This window comes from Anaeroplasma bactoclasticum, from assembly GCF_003550015.1.
GTDB classification, from domain to species: Bacteria; Bacillota_I; Bacilli_A; order Acholeplasmatales; family Anaeroplasmataceae; genus Anaeroplasma; species Anaeroplasma bactoclasticum.
Genome location: NZ_QXEV01000014.1, coordinates 1 through 20,126, shown reverse-complemented (window position 1 = coordinate 20,126; position 20,126 = coordinate 1). Strand labels below are relative to the sequence as shown.

Genomic DNA, 20,126 nt, shown 5'->3' with positions numbered 1-20,126 from the left:
TTAACTCTCCTTTAAATGAATAATTTTACTTTCTTCCATGTGCTTAGACCTATGAGTAATATAAATAATTGTTTTATTCATACCCTTTAAATTATTTATAATCTCTTCCTCATTATTAATATCTAAGGCACTTGAAAACTCATCTAATAATAATATCTCACTATCATGTAATATTGCACAAGCAATAAGTAATCTTTGGATTTGACCTAAGGATAAGCCTTCTCCTCTATCCTTTAAAATAGTATTCAAGCCATCCTTCATAGATGTAATCTCATCATATACATTAGCTAGTTTTAATGCATTCTTTATTTCTTCTTCATCTTTTCCAGTTAAGATTTTAAAATTATCTAATATTGTACCACTAAATAAAATATTTTCCTGTGGTACATAGCTAAATAAAGAAATATGCTTAGAAGATAATTCTTCTCTTTTCCCATCTATAGTTAAATAAATCTTACCCTCTAAAGGAGTAATAAAGCCCATCATTAACATAAATATAGTTGTTTTACCAATACCAGATGGACCAAAAAGTAATACAGTTTCTCCCTTTTTTATTTCAAAGGATAAATCCTTTAATACCGGATGGTCCTTATCATAAGAGAAGGATACATGATCAAAGGTAATAGAATCAAAGGATTTAATATTTATTACCTCTTCCATATCAGATAAGCTTAAAACCTTATTTATTCTTTCTTCACTCGTTTTACCTAAGGCATGCTGATTCATTAATGGAGATAAGGATATTAATGGAGATTCTATTTGACGCACAAGCATTACTAATGCGATTAGGGCACCATATGTAAACCAATCATTTAATATACCAAATGCTCCATAAATAATAGGTCCAACATAAATGATTGCAGAAAATGCATAAAGAATAGAATTTGCTCCATAAAGTAGATAATTTCTATTTCTCTTATCCTGAATTTCTTTTTTAAGTAAGGAATCATAATATTCTCTTGCATAATCCTTAGCCATATAGGCTTCAATAATTTTTAAATTATTTTTAGATTCTACAATAAAGGAATTTGCTTTACCAGAGGATTCTAATACCTTCTTATGGCGTGGCTTCATATAATGAGAATAAAGCTTAGCCATTCCAATACCTAAAGTACCAGATACTAATACAATAGTAATTAATTTCCAATCAAAATGAACAATATATACTAATAAGATAACCGCTAGTATCACTCTTACAGCATTTCTTATTAATGTAGGAATTATAGATAATTTATCTCTAATGATATTTTGTGTATCCTCTGTATATAATAATTCAATTTCAGCTGCATGATATTTATTTAAATCAGGGAATGCTTTTTTAGATATTAAATCATATAAATTCTTCTTTATTTCTTCTTCTAGCTTTAAAGAATATTTAGAATATAATATGTTATCTAAAACATGAAAAAGAATCGATAATATACAAATTGAAGCTAATAAAATAGAATAAATGATTACATTATTCTTATCCTTAGCTAAAGAATAATCGACTAGTTCATTTGTAAAATATGGAATTGCAAGAACAAATATACTTTCTATAACTGTGATAATAGATAGTATAATGGTATATTTCTTATTCCTCATTTAAAAATCCTTCCAAATATTTTTCTTAATAAAGTTATACGAACAAGAGCTTTATATATCTTATATCTTAAATTTTTCATATGGTGCTCTTTGCCATTTTTATTATAAGAAATAACAACACCAATCATTTGACCAAATAAGACATTCTTCTCAACTATACCTTGATGATCTCCAACAATATCATAAGAATCATTATTGACTCTAATAATTCTATGTAAAACAAAGGATTCATCAAATCTTCTAAATAATACGATATCTCCCTTTTGTAAAGATTCCACTTTCTTAATTGTAACTAAATCTCCTGTTTTAAGCATTGGTAGCATACTTGTACCATGAATTGGAAATGTAAAAGTTAAATCTTTAGAAAATGCTTCTAGAATAAAAGGATAGATATCCTCCATTCTATTCATAGAAGCCTCTTTTCTTTAATTCCTCAATAAAAGCTTTTATATCGCTTCTTAATAATTCTTTATCTGCATCATATTCTTTAAACATTTCATCAACAACATATTCAATGTCATCCTTCTCTTTAAGCTTTTTAATAATAAATGCACCTGTTTCATTTAAATTAAAAACCTTACTCATATTGACGTTTCCATTAAATAATGGAACAATCATATATTCTTCTTGTACTTCTTTAAAAATAAAATTATCTTTTAATGGCATAATAAATCCAACTCCTTCTTTAATGTTAAATATGCTTCCTTTTCCATATTGCAGCCAAGATTATATATAGGTAATGCTAGTAGCATATCCATAATTTTATTCCATAAATCTTGATTTTCCTTTGTAGGAAGCACTAGCTGCCCCATCAATTTCTTAAAGGCCTCCATAGGCTTTAATCTTTCGATTACATTTTCTTTATTTTGATATAAGAATACAATACTAGATACTTGGGCCTTACAGTTATTATCTAGCATATGCTTACCACTCCAAGGAGAACCATAGGCCATAAGCTTATCTCCTTCTATTTTTAATATATTCTTATCATCATTAATAATTTTAACATCCTCATACTTTTGCCATAATCTTGAATGTGTAGATTTACCTGTACCACTTTTTGCAGATACTATAATACCCATATCCTTATAGATAAAGCTTGAACCATGTAAGATTAACGCATTATTCCTAGCCATAATATAGGCAATTGCGTATTGGCTTAATAAATATTCCATATTAAATGTATCAATTAATGGAACTAATGTAATTTCATTATCCTTATATAGAATATAGCCTGTAATAACCCCATCTTCCTTTTGAATCTGAAGTGTTGTAGTATTCATTTGATATAAATCATAAAATTCTGTATGAATAGGCTCAATATTAGGTATTCGTATAGGATATTCCATATTGGTTAGGATTACATATTGTGGAGGTAAATGTGTTTCATATTTACTTAAGGATTTAAATTCATCCTCATGCATTAAATCAATTAAAATACCAATACCTGCAACTCTAATGAACATAATAACCCTCCTATACTCCTAATTTTTTATATAACTCTTTATTCTTATTCTTTCCAAATAGAAATAAAAAGAAGCTTTTAAGCTTATGTGTAATTAAATAAAAGAAATGATGAATTACACATAATGGATAGCATATAGCCTTCTTACCCATTTTTGGATAAAGAGATATTCTATATGCCTTATTCCATACAAATACTCTAGAAAAGAAATATCTTACCTTATTTTGATGTACTGCCTGTTTGGTAGTTTCATTATTACTATATCCATGAATACCATAGGATAGCATATAATCAATAAAAAACTCTATATCGATATTTTCAACACTTGAATCAAAATCTGTATAGGATAAATATCTTATCGCATTAATGATATTAGAATATAAGGTTTCAAGCTGACAATTCTTAATTTCCTTATGTAATAAATCCATATCAATATTTGTTTTCTTTAGCATGTAATAAAAATCTAAGATATATCTAATTCCAGCACCACTTCTTAAATGATGTGCAAAATGCATCATGCAATATAAGAAATGATATGTTGGTAAGAATTCATATAAGTATCCATCCTTTATGCTACATTTACTAAAAGGATCTTTAAACATATTCTTCCATGAATCTAGGTTATCTGGGTCAAACATGACAAAATGAAGCTCAACCTCGATATTATTTTTCCTAATACCAATATGATGCATACAATCCTGGCATGACTCATCATCAATAAATCCATTATCTAATAATAATTTATGGGCAAGTGTCATATCATCCTTAGAAACATAAAAATCAATATCACCTCTAGTTCTTATCGATGGATCATCATATAGAGTAGATAATACAGTTCCTTTAAAATATATATGATTAATATGATTCTTATTAAAAAGGGTAGTGATTTCCTTATCTAAATCATAATACTTCTCTTGTTTTAAAACCCATGATACATAATACTTCTTATATTCCTTTATTCCATATACAGGATAAAGAATTGTATCTAGGGATTGTGTAATCGCATGATTTAATAGCCTTTCATCAAAGGATTCATTATTTAATTTTTCTCCCTTTAAATAAGCCCTTATGGTATCTACTAAATTCATAAATTGCACCTCAAAATCTATTATAAAGCAAATCTTATCTAAAGAAAAGGAAAAAGGCATATCAGTGATATGCCCTTTTGAAATCTAGTTATTCTCTTACACTAGATTTTTTCTTCTTTATTACAATAATTACAACTACTACTGCCGCTGCAACAAGTAATACCGCACCAATAGAAATACCAACTACTGCACCAACAGGTAAACCAGCAGAGTTTGTATTACTACTTTCTCCTTCACCTGGGTTTACTGGATTTGTTGGATCTGAAGGATCTATTGGATCTATTGGATTTGTGCTTGTAAAATCATATGTTTTAAAGTAGGCTTCTTCTAGTGGAGTATCTGTATAATTTAATACATCAGATATTTCAATTTTAATAACTGAATTAAATTCTTTATTTGGTACAAATTTAAATGTTCTTGCAAGCATGATGCTTGAATCATTAAATGATTCTTCTTGATCTACTGCAGTAAATGTACCAGAAATTACACTACCATTAGAAGTTATTTTAATATTTGTTGTGTTAATATCATCTACTTTCATATACTGACTAAAAGTAAACAATATTTCATTTTTCTTCATATCACAGGATGTAACTATTGGAGATGCGATAGCAACTAGGCTAACATTGACATCAAGCTGAATTGGAGGTACAGGTAGCCATTCACTATATGCTACAAAATAGCCTTCCTTTTCAAATTTAACCTGCCAATAGCCTTGTGGTACATCCCATGCATATTTGCCTAGAGAATCAGAATACAGTGGATTGATTTGGCCCCAATATTCATTGGAATATACTACTGCACCCATTCCTGTAGAAACCTCACTATAGAATAGAGTACATTTTACTCCTTCAATTCTATTGGAGCTTACACCCTCACATACATAGCCTGCAGGGTCAATTAATGGCATTAGTCTAAAGCCTAATATTTCATCAATCTCCTCAGGAGAATAGCCTTCTGCTTCTAGCATATTTCTTATTTTTCCTAAGGATACATCTGTAACAAGTCCAGATAAACTATCAAGGCCAGTTGCCTTACCTAATAGTCCGCCGAAAATGCCAGAAACGGCAGCCCATTCAGCATTTGCATATGCTTTTTCAGATAATTGATCCCATTTGAAATCTCTACCATATAGTCCATAGTCAACGAATGCTGAAACATAAGTACCAACAACCGATCCTGCCGCATTCAATCCTGCACCAAAGGCTAAGCCAGCTCCACCAGATAAGGTTACTACAGCTCCTGCCGCACCAGTTAAAGCACCAGAAACCATACTACCAACATAATCTCCAGCATAAGATACTTGGCCATTTAAAGTATCACTGAATAATTGTCCTACAAAACCCACACCAACACCAACTAAACATGCGGTTGCGACAACACCAATATCTCCACCCTTATCTAGTAGATTTATATGGTTTGAACCAGCATATTGATATAAATTAATACCAAGATCAACACCATTTTGTTCTGGAGATGTGAAGGCAAGTGTATCCTTTAGGATATATCTTTTACCAACCTTATATAGGATAGATCCATCATCCATATATTTAAGCTTAGATCCATAAGTGAATGGATTAGCTATCGCTTCTGTTTTAGTAGCTACAGTATAATTTCCATCATATGTATAGCTATTTTGAACAACACCACTAGAATTAACTATTTCACATACATTACCAATTCCATCATAATCATAATAATACATCTTACTATTTGTATAAGCTCCAATTAATGAATTACCATAGATATAGCTAATTCCTTTGCTGCCAGTTTTACTTGCAACTAAAGAGCCATTTTCACAAGGAGTATAATAATAATTTGTTGTAGTACCATTTACTGTAACACTATCTCTATTACCAAAGAAATCATAAGTGTATGTAAATGTATCCGTACCATTTTCTACAGATACAAGCTGGTTTTTCGCATTATATGTAAAGTTATATGTTTCAGAACCACTAATAGATATCAAATTACCATTTAAATCATAAGATAAATTATTATTTCCAATAGTTATATATTGATTTAATTCATTACTAGAATATTCTGTTTTGATAGAATCAACAACCATACTTCTACGATTACCTAAGGCATCATAAACATAAGTGACATTCATATTATTAGACATAATCTTTGTAATTCTTCCAACGCTATCATAATAATAGAATATTCTATCATCTAATGTATCTATACGCTCAACTAAGCCATATAAATTATAAGTATAAACAAAGCCAGATAATAATTCCTTATTCTTACCATAATTCATTACACTTTCAATATAATTTCCCTTATATGTATATTCTGTATATGAAGAATTGGAATTCTTTTGTTTAATTACTCTACCATAAGAATCATATGTATATTCTGTAATTACAGAATTAGAAGAATTCTTAACCTTAGATATTAAATCATTCTCATCATATTCATAGCGAGTTATACGACCAAGTGGGTCAGTAACCTCAGCCACTCTATTCTTTTCATCATATTCATAATGTAAAGTTTTACCATCCTTATAGGTTACTGTATCTAATAAGCCATCCTTTGTATAGGTAAATGCCATAGTATATGTAGAATCTTTTAATGATTTTATAGAAGAATCTGAATTATATTCATATTCTGTATAAGAAGAATCAGGATAAGTTATTTTAGATACTCTACCTAAAGTATCATATGTATAGCTTGTTGTAAGTCCTTTTCTATCCTTTTTAGCTACTAAGAAGCCATTGGAATATGTATATTCTTCTTTTGTATTATCTGGATAAGTAATACCAATTAATGTCTTATTTTCATCATATCTATAAATATATTCATTACCCTTGGCATCCTTTACCTTAGTTTCAGTATCACTATATGTATACCAAATAGATGTTCCATCTGCATAATTAAAGACATTAATTCTTCCATATTCATCATAGCCAGATGCTTGAGTTTGAGTATTGATCATATTATAAACCAAATTGCCCTCTTGCTTCATATCCTTAATCATACCTAAAGAGGATATCTCTTTTATGATATTTCCATAAGAATCAAAATATAAATATGTTTCACTACCAGAGGCTTCCATTTTAACAACTAAACCATCTAAATATTCATAAGAAACAGAATAAATACCCTTATTTACTTTAGTTAATCTAGCTAAAGAATCATAATCATAAGTTGTAACTTCATCATTTATTTCACTAGATGACATAAGGCCATATCTTGCGCCTACTTCGTTAAATAAATAATTATAGTTATAATTTACATTTCCTCTAACACCCATCAAGAAGCCATTCGATTGAATATATGTTTCCTTTAAGCTGCCATTTAGATATACTTCATCTACATAACCATTTTTATAATGGAATGTAACTAAATCATATATTCCTTGAATAGATGTAAGCTTATTATTTGTATAGGATAAATTATATAAAACTACACCCTTACTTATTACTTGCATAAGTAATCCATCATCAAATATATACTTAGTATCATCTTTTGCAATAGTTCCGCTAGTTGAGGAGATAGTTAGAGTATATCTTCCATCATAAGAATAATACTTACCTAAATATTCATTAAAGTATATTCTTTCTTCTGGTAAATACATGATATAAACATCATTTTCCTTTTTTAATGTTATTTCAAAATTAGTAAAAATACCACGACCAAAGATACCCTCTTCTAGATGACGTTCTGTTGTACAATTATAAATACGATATAAATCGAAATGAGGCTCAGTGATAATAGAATCTACAAATAATGCTTCTGTTCCATAGAATCCTTTCGCCTTAGTTACAATTGCCTTTTCGCAGTCTTCTATAGTTACCTTATTATATCCAATAGTAGATAAGTAATTTGCCATTTCAGATATTGCCTTTTGATAAGATGTTGAATCATTACCAATAATAGAATATACATTCTCTCTTACAGAGTTTTTACCTACTTGAGAGATATCTGGTGAATCAAATAATCGATCATTTACTCTATCTAAGAAGCAGCAAGTAATCTTTGGATTTGATCCAGTCACTCTATAAGTAAAGTAATATGTTGCATCTTCTTTCGCAAGTAATGTACCAGCTAATCCATCACAAGAAATAATATCAATTAAATCCTTTTTACCGCTCTTTTCAAATACTATATCTTCGCCAGATAATACAACAACCTTTGTCATACAATCGGTATAGCCTCTATTTTCAAGGACAATATTACCTGTTTGAACAGTATTTATAGCCCCGTATCCAGGAACATTAAAGTCGTATCCTGTATATCCAAATGGTAAGCTATTATCTATAGTGAAATTCTTATCTATGAAGTATCCATTATAAGTTACATGTAAATAGTAATCTCCACTCTTTACACTCGAAAAATCAAATGTTACATAAACCTCTTCTAAGGATACATAATATTCCTTAATAGGCTCTAATCTTAAGCCACCACAAACAGCTATAAAGCTAACAGCCTTACTTAGCATAGTTCCATTAACTCTAAATGTTACTTCATTTGAAGAAACTAAAGTAGGGCCAATAGATGTTACATTAAATGTATCCTTATCTAAGGTTTGAGTCGATGTACTACTCTTTTCTGGTACCGCCTTTAAACTACCATAAGTCAAGGCTTGATAAGTAGATGTCATACCATCATTAATTCTTAAGGATATATGAGATGGAAGTGCTGTAGAGGTAAATTCTCCCTCTTGATACCAAAAGCCCTTCTCGCTGTTATATTCCATAACTAATGTTTTTGTATCACCATTTGTTAATTTTATTATAAGCTCTAAGCTATCCACCAAATTATCATCTAAGATGGCTTCAAATCCGATAATAGTTTTCTTTGGATTAAAGGAGAAACTTGAAACTGTATTATAGCCTACCTTGTATCTATTACCATTATGGCAAATTACTAAGCTAGCCACACTAAAATAAGATAGGTTAATATCCTTTTTATCGGATGTAGTAATTACCTTACCATCCTTTATAACCTTTAAATAGATTTCATGTACTTCTCTTCTTTTATCCACTATTTCTTTAATAGAGAATGCACCTATTGTATCAGATAATGTTTTTCCAATAAGATTACCATTATCATATAGCTCAATAGTAGCTAAAGATATTGTCAATCCTGCAACATTTAAAGTAGTATCTATATCTTTAGTTGTATCAAGTGTGTATTTTAATAAATAGGTTTGGAAATAAGCACTAAGAATCGGATAGAATGTATCATTAGCTAAAATCCTAGCTTTAACCTCTATATTATTTGCTTCTTGATTACAGCAAATAGAATATTTTATAGAAGTATCCTTATCTGTAATATCTACTAATACCTTTCCATCAACAATAGTATAGTCTCTTTCTTTATTATCCACTCTTAGACTACCATTTTGGAAAGTACATTCCTTTGGAATAATAATTTCAAGCTTACCATTATAAGCCTTATTAGAATCTAATAAAATTCTTACTGTTTGGAATTCTCCAACACATAATCCATTACTTCTAAGTAATGTACCAGAGGTACCTAAATTAATAATATTATTTGATACTAAACCAATATTAGAAGCTACAGTATAGTCCTTAATTTCACAAACTGAATCAGATAATGTCTTATTAATTAAATAATAATCCTGATTCAAAACAAATGGATATTTAGATAATTCATCTAACGAATTTATATGACATCCTAAGTCATCATCAATTAATAAGATTTTATATTCGCCATGAGGTAAATGACTAGAGGTATGCTGACGCTTTGTACTAAAGGAATCTACAAGATTATTCGAATTATCAAAAATAAGAACATATGCATTCACATTTGTAAATGTAAAATAAGATTCCTCTACTACAGTTATATTTACCATCGCATACTCTTTAAGAATTATTTCTTCACTTGCATCTTCCATATTCTTAATTCCATAAACAGTAAATGTTATTGAATCAGAATATGAAGCCATAGATAGTGGTAAATATACCTTACTATCATATAAATAGTAATCTAAAATGTATGCGTTCGTTGTATTGTTATAAATTCTTAAATTCTTAGAATCAATATCTGTAATAGATTTAATTAATCCATTACCACTCTTAGCTAAGACATTTAATCTAACTGGAATACCACTAATTACAGATGGAGTAACAGATACCTTAGTTGTACTATCAGAAATACTATCCCCCTCAGGAATATAGCCTTCCTTCTTTAATGTATATTCAATAGGTACAGTATGTACATCAAAGGATACCTTTCCATTTTCATCTGTTAAACCTGTATAGAATTTATGGATACTGCTAGTATATATTTCATCTAGAGTAATCAATGCATTTTCTATAGGAGTCTCTTCTTCATCTATAACAGTAAATGTTATAGTCTTTTCTTTTATTAAGGATAGCTGAATAGACTTATTAACATCTTCTGTTCCTAAATCAATAGTTATATCCTCAACTGCCTTATATTTTTTAGCAAGATCATCATGAAGTACAACATGAGCCTCATATGATCCACTTTCAATTCCATTAAATACATAGGATTTTCCTGTTGCTTCATTAGAATCTATAACGCCATCACCCTTATATAAATCAATTCTATAGCCACCAGTTACTGCATTTCCATTTTCATCATATAAAGTTATAGTAATTGTTGGGACAGATTCATAAATAGATATCTTTTCTGAATAAGCATAACTATTCGCTTCATTTAATACAAAGCTACCTAAATCCTTAATTACAGCACCAAGGCTAGATACAATCTCTAAATAAGAAATCTTATTTGAAGTACAACCTTGGAAGGTAAATTTAGTCGTATTCGTTATAGGAAGTGTTTTAGATTGTCCATCACAGGTTAACTGTAAATAATTACCAGAATATGGATTAACCTTTCCATTATATTCTAAAGTAATTGTTACTGTACCCTTAATGTTTGTTTCCTGATTGTATCCAAAGACATAAGTAAACCACGAATACATCGTTTGACCTAAAGCGAGATATTCGTCTTTTGTACCCTCAAAATAAATGTTAGTCGCAGAAGCAATCCAATTTGGATCTAAATACTCTACTGTATTCGGAAGTACAATTGTTGCCCCACTTGCATAAATTGCGTATTCTTCAATTCTTTCAATAGATCTTGGAAGTATAATTACATTGCCAGTGCAACCCATAATAGATAAATAATTAAGCTTTTTTAAAGTAGAAGGTAAGTATAGATGATGTGGAACAATATAATCAAAGCATCTTTCTGCAAGCTCTGTAATTCCTTCTCCAACATAAATCTCTTGAATTACAAAATATTGACGTGATAGCGCTCCATCAATTTTATTTGTTATAGAGAAATAGTCATAATCTGGCAATGCAGAAGTTAATACTCCTGTACCTTCGTAATAAATAGAAAGATACATCTCTTGTATTAGTTGCTTACTACTCATATAACGGTCATTAACAGCTTGAACGTAGGAAGCTACAAAGTTTCCGCCATAATACATATGCATCAAAGGTTCTACATGATTATGTTCTAAAATAACTGTTCTTGTATTATCCTTTATTGCTATATAGGAAGATGAAACAGATACATTATCTGTAAATCCAACACTATCTCCATAAATAAAGCCAGAATAATATCCCCTTTGAACAACAACCTTAGTTTCATCTAGAATAATACAAGATTCCTTTACAGATAAATTCTTAACTATGCCCTTTGTTCCTATTGCACCAAATAAGGCCGCAAAGCCTTGATAATCATCCATAAATAATCCATTTATAGAATAATAATTACCGTCAAATTTTCCATTATATGGATACTCTAAATTACCAATTGGAGTAAATCTTACAATACTATCCTTATCCATACCCTGTAAGATGTAATCATTTGTATTTAATCTTTGTAGGATATCATTATTAAGAACAATATTAGATACTAATTTACCATTAATTGTATTATTTCCTTTATTTACTTCTTCTGCAAAATAAAGTAAATTACCTGCATTTTTAATTAAATATGTGCCGTCTAGGGAAACTTCAGGCTTCTCATATTCACCACAAGTACAGATGCCATTTACAAAATGGTGATTTTCACTTCCAGATGTATTACTATAAGTTACAGTATTACCATCACATATTCTATAAACATTCTTAGAATCACCAATAATTATTGGATAAAAATCTACTCCTAGAGTTTGTTTATAATAAGGCTCATCATTTAATTCATAACAAATCTTACCATCTAAGAAATCCGAATCACTTACAAGCTTTGCATAAGAACCAGGTATTTTCAAGTATGCAGAAGGAATAGTATCATTTGTATAAAATGCATTATAAATCACTGTAGATGCATCCTTATCTGCACATATAGCGAATGCTTCTTGATTATCCTTTTTAGTTATTTGTCCAATATTATATACATTAGATATTAAATCAACTCTATAAGCAATACCTATTAAGGTAGCTTCTTCACTTTCTGCCTCAAGCTCACCTTGGTTGAAGGAATAGCGAATGCTTGTTGCATATCCTGCAATACCAGCAACAGCAGTTGTTGCATCATGTATATATCCATAGTTTTCACAAGCTAACACTAAAGCCTCTGTATATCCTACAATTCCAGATGCAATTTCTCCACTATAAATATCTCCATAATTTTCACAATAGGAAACAGAGGATTCATAGCTTGAATAAGCTAAGATACCTGCAGAATATTTTCCAGCATGGCAAATACCATAATTTGTACAGCCTTCAATTCTAGGTGTTCTAGAGGTAACACCAGCTGCAATACCTGCCGCATAGTATTCACCAATCATTTCACCATAATTAACACAGTCAACAATAACGCCTCTTGAATTTTTACATACAATTCCTGAAGCATTTCTTCCTGTGATGTTACCATAATTTATACAATTTACGATTGTTGATTCTGTCGATGTTACACCCGCAATACCAGCAGCATTACAATATGGAGCATTAATATTAACATCACTTGAGGAGTCATTAATCGATGACTTTATCATATAGCCTGCAATACCACCAATATAATGCTTATATGTTGTATTCTCTATATTTATACTATGAGATGCATAAGAATCTGTAATTGTAGTTTTATAAGCATAACCTATAATACCACCTATATGGGATTCCTTATTCGATGTAATTTCCATAGCTACATTACTATCACATGAAGAAATAGAAATCTCTGAACCATAACTATATCCAACGATTCCTCCCATATGAATAACATTATTAGAAGATGTATATAGGCTTCCTTCAACACTAACATCAGAAATCGTAGTTTTAGTTTCTGCCTTTCCAACTAATCCTCCAATATAAATATTACTTGTAGCTGTAGTCTCATAATATATATTTTCTAAAGACAAATTCGTTATCGTAGTTCTTTTAACAAGGCCAAAAAATCCACAATACCTACTGGTTCCATTAACATAGATTCCACTAATTTTGTGATGATTACCATCAAATATACCTTGATAAATAATAGTATTCTTGTTGTAATCTCCAATAGGATTCCATGCTTCTAGCCCACTTTTATCTTCTATAGTGGATAAATCCTCACTATTGATAGTAATATCACTCACAAGCTTCGCATTATAGTTAATATGCTTATTCGTGTTTACCTCATATGCAAACCAATAAAGCTCATCCTTTGTAGAGATTTCATAAAAATTATCTCCATTTAAGGTTGGCGCCTGATATGGATTTTCTGCAAAAACATTAAATGAATAGAATTTACAGAATAAAAAAGATAAAACAGCAAATAAAGATAATAGAATTATCTTCCCCATAGTCTTTTTCATATAACTCACCTCGTATAGCATCGTTATTTTTAGAATAAAGTATATTAAATATCTATTCAACCCATGGGGACTTTTCTAAGACAAATTTTTGAAATTAAAGATAAAAGGAGGCATAAACCTCCTATCTTTATCATTTCTATTCACTATTTTTTGAATAATCACAATCTTCTGTATCAAGTGTCATCTTGCCTGGTATTCTGCAAATTTTATTTTTTACTTCCCACTTAGCAAGCTTAATCATATCCCTTTTTCTTGTCGCCTTAGATATTTTTACTATTCCTATAATAGAAACAATAAAGGATTCCATCATAACAAAATTAAGCGCAAGAACTATAAGAATAATGATAAAATCAAGGAAAAGTGCGAAAAGCCCCATAAAAAGTACACCAGCGCCTGCATCCTTTGTAAAGTCATTAAATATATAGGTTACCAATTCTGGAGTCTTTATAGCCAAAAATATAGATAATGCTGTTGAAAGAAAAAACACAATAATATAAATAAAATATAGAATTTGTATCTTCCTTATCTTTTCACTCTTCATAATTCTCCCAAAGAATATTTACATTTTCCAAACCTTAGATCTATCTAATACACCTATCGCATCGGTATAGGTTTCACTATCTGTTTCTTCTAATACTTCTCCTAAGGTTCTAAACTTAGAATCTATGGTATCGATATGCCATAAGCATAATGCTTCTGCAGTCATTGGTTTTTTGGCAGCCCCAAACTGAGGTAGCCCATGGTGGCTCACTAGCATATGCTCTAAGTATAATACTTCCTTATCTCCTACATATCCTAGCTTTTCTGCAGCCTTCTCTATTTCCATTGCGCCAATAACTAAATGTCCAAGTAGCTGTCCTTCTAAAGAATATGCTGTATCTACACAACCTGTAAGCTCAATAGCCTTACCAATATCATGTAGCATAATACCTGCATAGATATAATCCTTATCTAAATATGGATAATTTTCAATAAATCCATCTGCCATATGTAGCATTCCAATCGAATGATATGCTAAGCCTCCTACATATGCATGATGCATCTTAGATGCAGCAGGATATGTATAGAACTTATCATGATAATTAAAAATTAAGAACTCTGTAATCTTTTTAATCTTTTCATTACCAATTAAGCTAATATAGCGGTTAATTTCTCTTTCACTATCCTCTAAAGATACTGGAGATGCTTTATAGAAGTTTCTTAATGTTTCATCCATTAAAGTTAATGGAAGCTCATTTACTTCTTTATAGCTTTTTACATGATAAGAGGTTCTTTCTCCTTTTACCTCATCATATTCAAAAGCGTAAACCTTTCCAAGCTCAAGAGATGCCCCATCTTTTACTTTTAGGTTCATTTGATTCTTATCCTTATCTAAAACCAATAGATTAAGTTTTCCATCGGAGGTATTAATACCTGCAATTTTACCAATGAAAATCATTATAAATCCTTTCTGATGATATAAACACCTGGCTCCTTAAGAACATATGAATCCTTTTTAACACTACATTTTTTAAAGCCATCAAAAATCATCTCAGATGAGCATAAGTCAACCTTATACTCACTCTTATCATTTTTACAGAAGATGTATAGACTACAATCTTTGTTTTCACACATAATACCTGCAGTATGAAGTGTTGTTGCACCCTCAAGTGTGTGAATTCTTTCTAATACTTCTTCTTTCCTTGAAATTCTAAAACAATCATATTCCTTACGAATAGATATTAAATCACGAACCATATTTACATTACTAATGTTTTCGTCTCTTCTCTTATAATCAATCGCATTAATATAATCCGATGCATTATATGCATTTTCAACTCCACGCTTTGTTCTAAAGAATTCCTGTCCTGCATGAATAAATGGAACACCAATAGATAATAAAATTAAAGATAATGCAAGTCTAGCTGCATCCTTTACCTTACTATCACTTTCCTTTAAAGCATAGAAGCCAAAATCATAGAAGGTGTAATTATCGTGACATTCTACATAATTAATTGTTTGAGTAGGCTCTTCAAATTTATAATAATCTAGGCAAGAGCCTAATACTAATTTATTTAAATCATATAAGGATTTACCTACACCAAAGGCATAACCAAAGGATTTATCCCACTGAGATCCTCTTACATAATCTCTATATCTATCATTAAAGAAAGCATAACCTGGAGTCTTCTTATGATTATACATATGAGGTCTATATTCATCTGGAAGTGGATTATCCATATTCCATCCCTCACCATATACAATAATCTTTGGTTCAATCTTCTTTAATTCCTTATATGCCTGATTTAATGAATTAATATCTAATAATCCCATTAAATCAAATCTAAATCCAGAAACATTATATGTCTTTGCATAGAAGGTTAATGTATCTGAAATAAATCTTGTATTCATAAATCTTTCTGTTGCGATTGTATTACCACAACCAGTTGCGTTATTTACAGTGGAATCAAAATTTAATCTATATGGGTATCCTGGAACTAGCTTTTCAAAGCCGAAGTTTTTCCAATGATATACATGATTAAATACAACATCCATTACAACACGCATACCTCTTTTATGACATTCATCAATCAATTCAAGTAATTCATTTAATCTAGAATATGGATCCTCAGGATGCTTAGAATACCATCCACAAGGTACCATATACTGATCTGGATTATATCCCCAGTTATATCTTGAATCCTTTTCAACATCATCTACGCCACCAAAATCGTAAGTAGGAAGTAGCTGTAAATGAGTAATGCCTAAGGAGGCAATATAATCTAAGCCTGTAGGACCACCCTTTGTAGGATTGTTTTCTACCATACCTAAGAAGGTACCTGCATTTTCACTCTTTAGCTGATTTGTAAAATCTCTAATGGATGCTTCATAAATAATCGCATCGGTATATCTACCTGAAAATTCTGGCTTTGGATATTTCATTTTATATAGCTTATCTGGGTTAATGACGAAATTATATTTCTCATTTTCAGCTGAAGCTATTGCGTATGGGTCAAGTAATGCTTGTAATCTTTCATTTACTTTAACAAATAAAAGATAACCAACACCATCTAAATCTCCATCGACAACACATTCCCATAAGCCTTGATTTACATAAGTAAAATTATGTCTTTCTTTACCATTAGGTGTATATAGCTCTACAATAAGCTTTTTGGCAACAGGGCTCCATGTACGGAAGATTGTATATTCTTTATGGTATTCTGCACCTAGTGGTCCTTCATAGGCATATCTTCTTTCAAATTCAGGGCTTCTTATAATAGAACCACTTCTTAAGAAGCAGCGATTACCACTTTCATCTTCAATAATATATTCCTTATTTAGCTCAATTGTAGGATCGAATTTCATACGGAATTTATAAAATTCTCCACAATCCTCAGCTAAATCCATAAACTCTAGTTTTCTTTTTATATCTCCATCAATGAAATAAAATACTTTTAATGGATAACATAAGCTTTTTTCAACCAAAATAGTAATTAACTCAAATGAATCGATATAAGCCTTCATTCCTTTTAGCATAGTTACACATCCTTACTTCAAAATAAATTTTCTAATCTCTTCTTTATCATTTTTTAAATCGCCATTTAAAATAGCCTTAAGTACTTCTTCAATCTTTAATGATTTTTCTTTGCCTATAAAATAAGAAGCTATCTCTTCTTTGCTTAAGGCAAGCTCTTTATCATTTTTAATGATAAGGTTATTTATTTTCTTATCCTGCCCTATTATATCACAGCCAAAATGCTTAAGTATATCCTTAAATTTAAAATATGCTTCTTTATTTTTATACAAAGTATAAGAATCGTCTTGTTTTAATAATAATTCTAATAGATTTGCATTCCTATATTCCTCTTTAGAAACAGTGATAGGAAATTCATGTCTATTTAAATAATAGTAATATATTAAATCCTCTTCCTTCATTCCTTTATCTACTATATTTAGCCATCTTTTAAATTTAGGTATATATTGGAATAGATTTAATTCATTAATATACCTTATTCCCATATCATATTCTGCATATAATATTTTAATAAAATATTGATATAATCTTTCTTCAGATAATCCACTTAATAATTCCTTTTTATCTACCATTGCAAATAAGGTATTAGATTCAATTTCAAATCCAAGCTTGGATGAAAAATATAAACCTCTAAGTATTCTTAAAGAATCCTCTGTAAAGCGTAAAAATGGGTCTCCAATGGTTTTTATAATCTTATTAGATAAATCCTTCTTTCCATCATAAAAATCCAATATTTCGCCAGATTCATTCATTGCTAAAGCGTTTATAGTAAAGTCTCTTCTTTTAGAATCTATATAATAGCTATCTGTAAGCTCTACTTCTGGATGACGATGATCTAAATATTTAATATCCTTTCTAAAATGGGTAATTTCAAAAGACAATCCTTCATAAAGAATTGTCACACTTAAATAATCACTTCCATTATCAATTATCTGAAAATGATCCTTTAAAAGCTCTATTGGCATATTTGTAGTTAAATCACAATCATTAATCTCTTTAGATAATAAAAAATCCCTTACAGTTCCACCAACAATATAAGCTTCATAACCAAGGCTATTAATTTTTCTTAATATCTTCTTTCCAGTTTCTATTAAATCCATATTAACACCATATACATTATATCATTTATTGTTTCTTTTTTTAAAGAATTATATATAATATAAATAAAACGAGGAGGATTATTATGAGAATTAAAGATACATATGAAAATACAATTGTCATACAAAAATCCATCTTCATTACTAGAATCTTTAGAGTGGATTCTATATCTATGGTAGAAGAAAAGCTAGCCGAAATACGTAAGAAGCATTATGATGCAAAGCATAACTGCTATGCATATATATTAGGAGATAACCAAGAAATACAAAAAGCAAGCGATGATGGTGAGCCTCAAAAAACTGCAGGAGCCCCAATGCTAGATGTTTTAAAGAAAAATAATATGACCAATATATTAGCTATAGTAACAAGATACTTTGGTGGTATCTTACTTGGAGCAGGTGGACTTGTTAGAGCATATTCTTCTTCTGTTTCTGAATGCTTAAAGCTTGCAACACTATATGATACTAAGCTTCAAACAAAATTTTCTCTTATTACCTCATATCAAGGGTATAATACTTTATTAAAAGTAATTCCTTATATCACATTAGAGGACACTTCATTTACGGACCAAGTATTAATTACAGGAAGCTTAGATATAGATAAATATGAATTATTTAAAGAAGATTTATATAAATATAAGATTAACGGAGATACATTAACTAAGCTTGGAGATTTCCAAGTTGAAGTACCAATAGAAGAATAAAAAAACCAACCATATAGATTGGCTTAAGCGTAGAGAAACCTTTTCTCTACGTTTTTTTATAAAACCTTTTTGAAAATAATAGATACAATCCCGTGATATTACCTAATACATCCCTTATATAAAAATATACATTATTATTCCCTATATATACATGTAGTTGGTTATTATTATAAGATACTATTTTGGATAAATTATCATAACTATAATTATTAATAATTAAAATCATATAACTGCTTAATAGATATTTTTGAAGAACGCATTATCTGCGTCTTAGTAAATAGATCTATTTTTAACAAAAATGGAAGTTTTGTTTTATAATTATTAACTATTACTCTATCTATCTTCTTACCATTCATTAATACAAAAGACAATATCAAATTTTCGTGCGTGACATATATACTTTTATATATTAGTTTTCTATTTCCTCTTGTATAAAAGATCTGTAATTCAGAAAGAATCAACCATGTTATGTATGTGATTCTTTTTACCCACCCATTCATTTCAAAAATAAAAGATTTATTGTTTGTTTTATATTCAAATACATTTTTTTTATTTCAACAAATAACATTTCGTCTTTTATTAATTCCTTTGAAACAAAGAATTCTTTAAATTTATTATTAGGAACCCCTTTATAACCATAGGTTATAGGAAGGGGAGGTATAAAAAACTTAGGTTTATAATGCAATCTTCCGTCAATCCACTGCAATATGGATCCAAATATTACAGCTAACACAAGAGATATCATTGCAAAAAAATAATAAATACCGACCTTAGATTCATCAACAAAAATAGTAGGAAAAATAAAAAGAAGCAAAGTAATATTAAAAAATAAAACCATAAAAAAATATAAGTGAAAATACATTCTTTTTTTGTTGTCTACTCATGATTTCTCCTAATAAAGTACTCCTAATAAAGTCACAATT

12 protein-coding genes are annotated in these 20,126 nt (G+C 29.6%); 1 reads left to right on the top strand and 11 read right to left on the bottom strand.

Going from position 1 to position 20,126, the window contains the following annotated elements; genetic code table 11:
- From EI71_RS06370 to EI71_RS06325, 10 genes are all read right to left on the bottom strand, one after another.
- Positions 1–1,584, bottom strand: coding sequence for an ABC transporter ATP-binding protein (locus tag EI71_RS06370; RefSeq protein ID WP_119016423.1), 1,584 nt, complete (start codon positions 1,582–1,584; stop codon positions 1–3).
- Positions 1,581–1,994 (bottom strand): S24/S26 family peptidase, encoded by a 414-nt coding sequence (locus EI71_RS06365; protein ID WP_162849836.1) that lies wholly within the window; start codon positions 1,992–1,994, stop codon positions 1,581–1,583. The genes EI71_RS06370 and EI71_RS06365 overlap by 4 nt, the downstream gene beginning before the upstream one ends.
- A complete protein-coding gene (locus EI71_RS06360; RefSeq protein WP_119016421.1) occupies positions 1,987–2,250 on the bottom strand; it encodes a PqqD family protein in 264 nt (87 codons plus the stop codon). Before EI71_RS06360 ends, EI71_RS06365 begins: the two co-directional genes overlap by 8 nt.
- On the bottom strand, positions 2,241–3,050 hold the full coding sequence (locus EI71_RS06355; protein ID WP_119016420.1) for a hypothetical protein: 810 nt from the start codon (positions 3,048–3,050) through the stop codon (positions 2,241–2,243). Before EI71_RS06355 ends, EI71_RS06360 begins: the two co-directional genes overlap by 10 nt.
- Before the next feature lie 10 nt (positions 3,051–3,060).
- A complete protein-coding gene (locus EI71_RS06350) occupies positions 3,061–4,137 on the bottom strand; it encodes a nucleotidyltransferase family protein (protein WP_162849835.1) in 1,077 nt (358 codons plus the stop codon).
- 88 nt (positions 4,138–4,225) lie between these two features.
- Positions 4,226–13,888, bottom strand: a complete 9,663-nt coding sequence (locus EI71_RS06345) for an RHS repeat domain-containing protein (RefSeq protein WP_162849834.1) — start codon at positions 13,886–13,888, stop codon at positions 4,226–4,228.
- Positions 13,889–14,024: 136 nt separating this feature from the next.
- The gene (locus EI71_RS06340; RefSeq protein ID WP_211321061.1) at positions 14,025–14,375 is read right to left on the bottom strand and encodes a hypothetical protein; all 351 of its coding nucleotides are present in this window, start codon (positions 14,373–14,375) and stop codon (positions 14,025–14,027) included.
- Between the two features lie 72 nt (positions 14,376–14,447).
- Positions 14,448–15,326, bottom strand: coding sequence for an HD domain-containing protein (locus tag EI71_RS06335; RefSeq protein WP_119016416.1), 879 nt, complete (start codon positions 15,324–15,326; stop codon positions 14,448–14,450).
- Positions 15,326–17,404: a type I pullulanase gene (gene pulA / locus EI71_RS06330; protein ID WP_119016415.1), complete on the bottom strand. Its 2,079-nt coding sequence runs from the start codon at positions 17,402–17,404 to the stop codon at positions 15,326–15,328. Before pulA ends, EI71_RS06335 begins: the two co-directional genes overlap by 1 nt.
- A 12-nt stretch (positions 17,405–17,416) precedes the next feature.
- A complete protein-coding gene (locus tag EI71_RS06325) occupies positions 17,417–18,502 on the bottom strand; it encodes a CCA tRNA nucleotidyltransferase (RefSeq protein WP_119016414.1) in 1,086 nt (361 codons plus the stop codon).
- A gap of 83 nt (positions 18,503–18,585) precedes the next feature.
- Here EI71_RS06325 and EI71_RS06320 point away from each other — a divergent pair, with 83 nt between their 5' ends.
- Positions 18,586–19,203 (top strand): YigZ family protein, encoded by a 618-nt coding sequence (locus EI71_RS06320; RefSeq protein ID WP_119016413.1) that lies wholly within the window; start codon positions 18,586–18,588, stop codon positions 19,201–19,203.
- 496 nt (positions 19,204–19,699) lie between these two features.
- Here the strand turns inward: EI71_RS06320 and EI71_RS10375 are convergent, their stop codons facing one another.
- Entirely contained in the window at positions 19,700–20,041 is a 342-nt protein-coding gene (locus EI71_RS10375; protein WP_211321060.1) for a hypothetical protein, read from the bottom strand.
- Positions 20,042–20,126 lie beyond the last annotated feature (85 nt).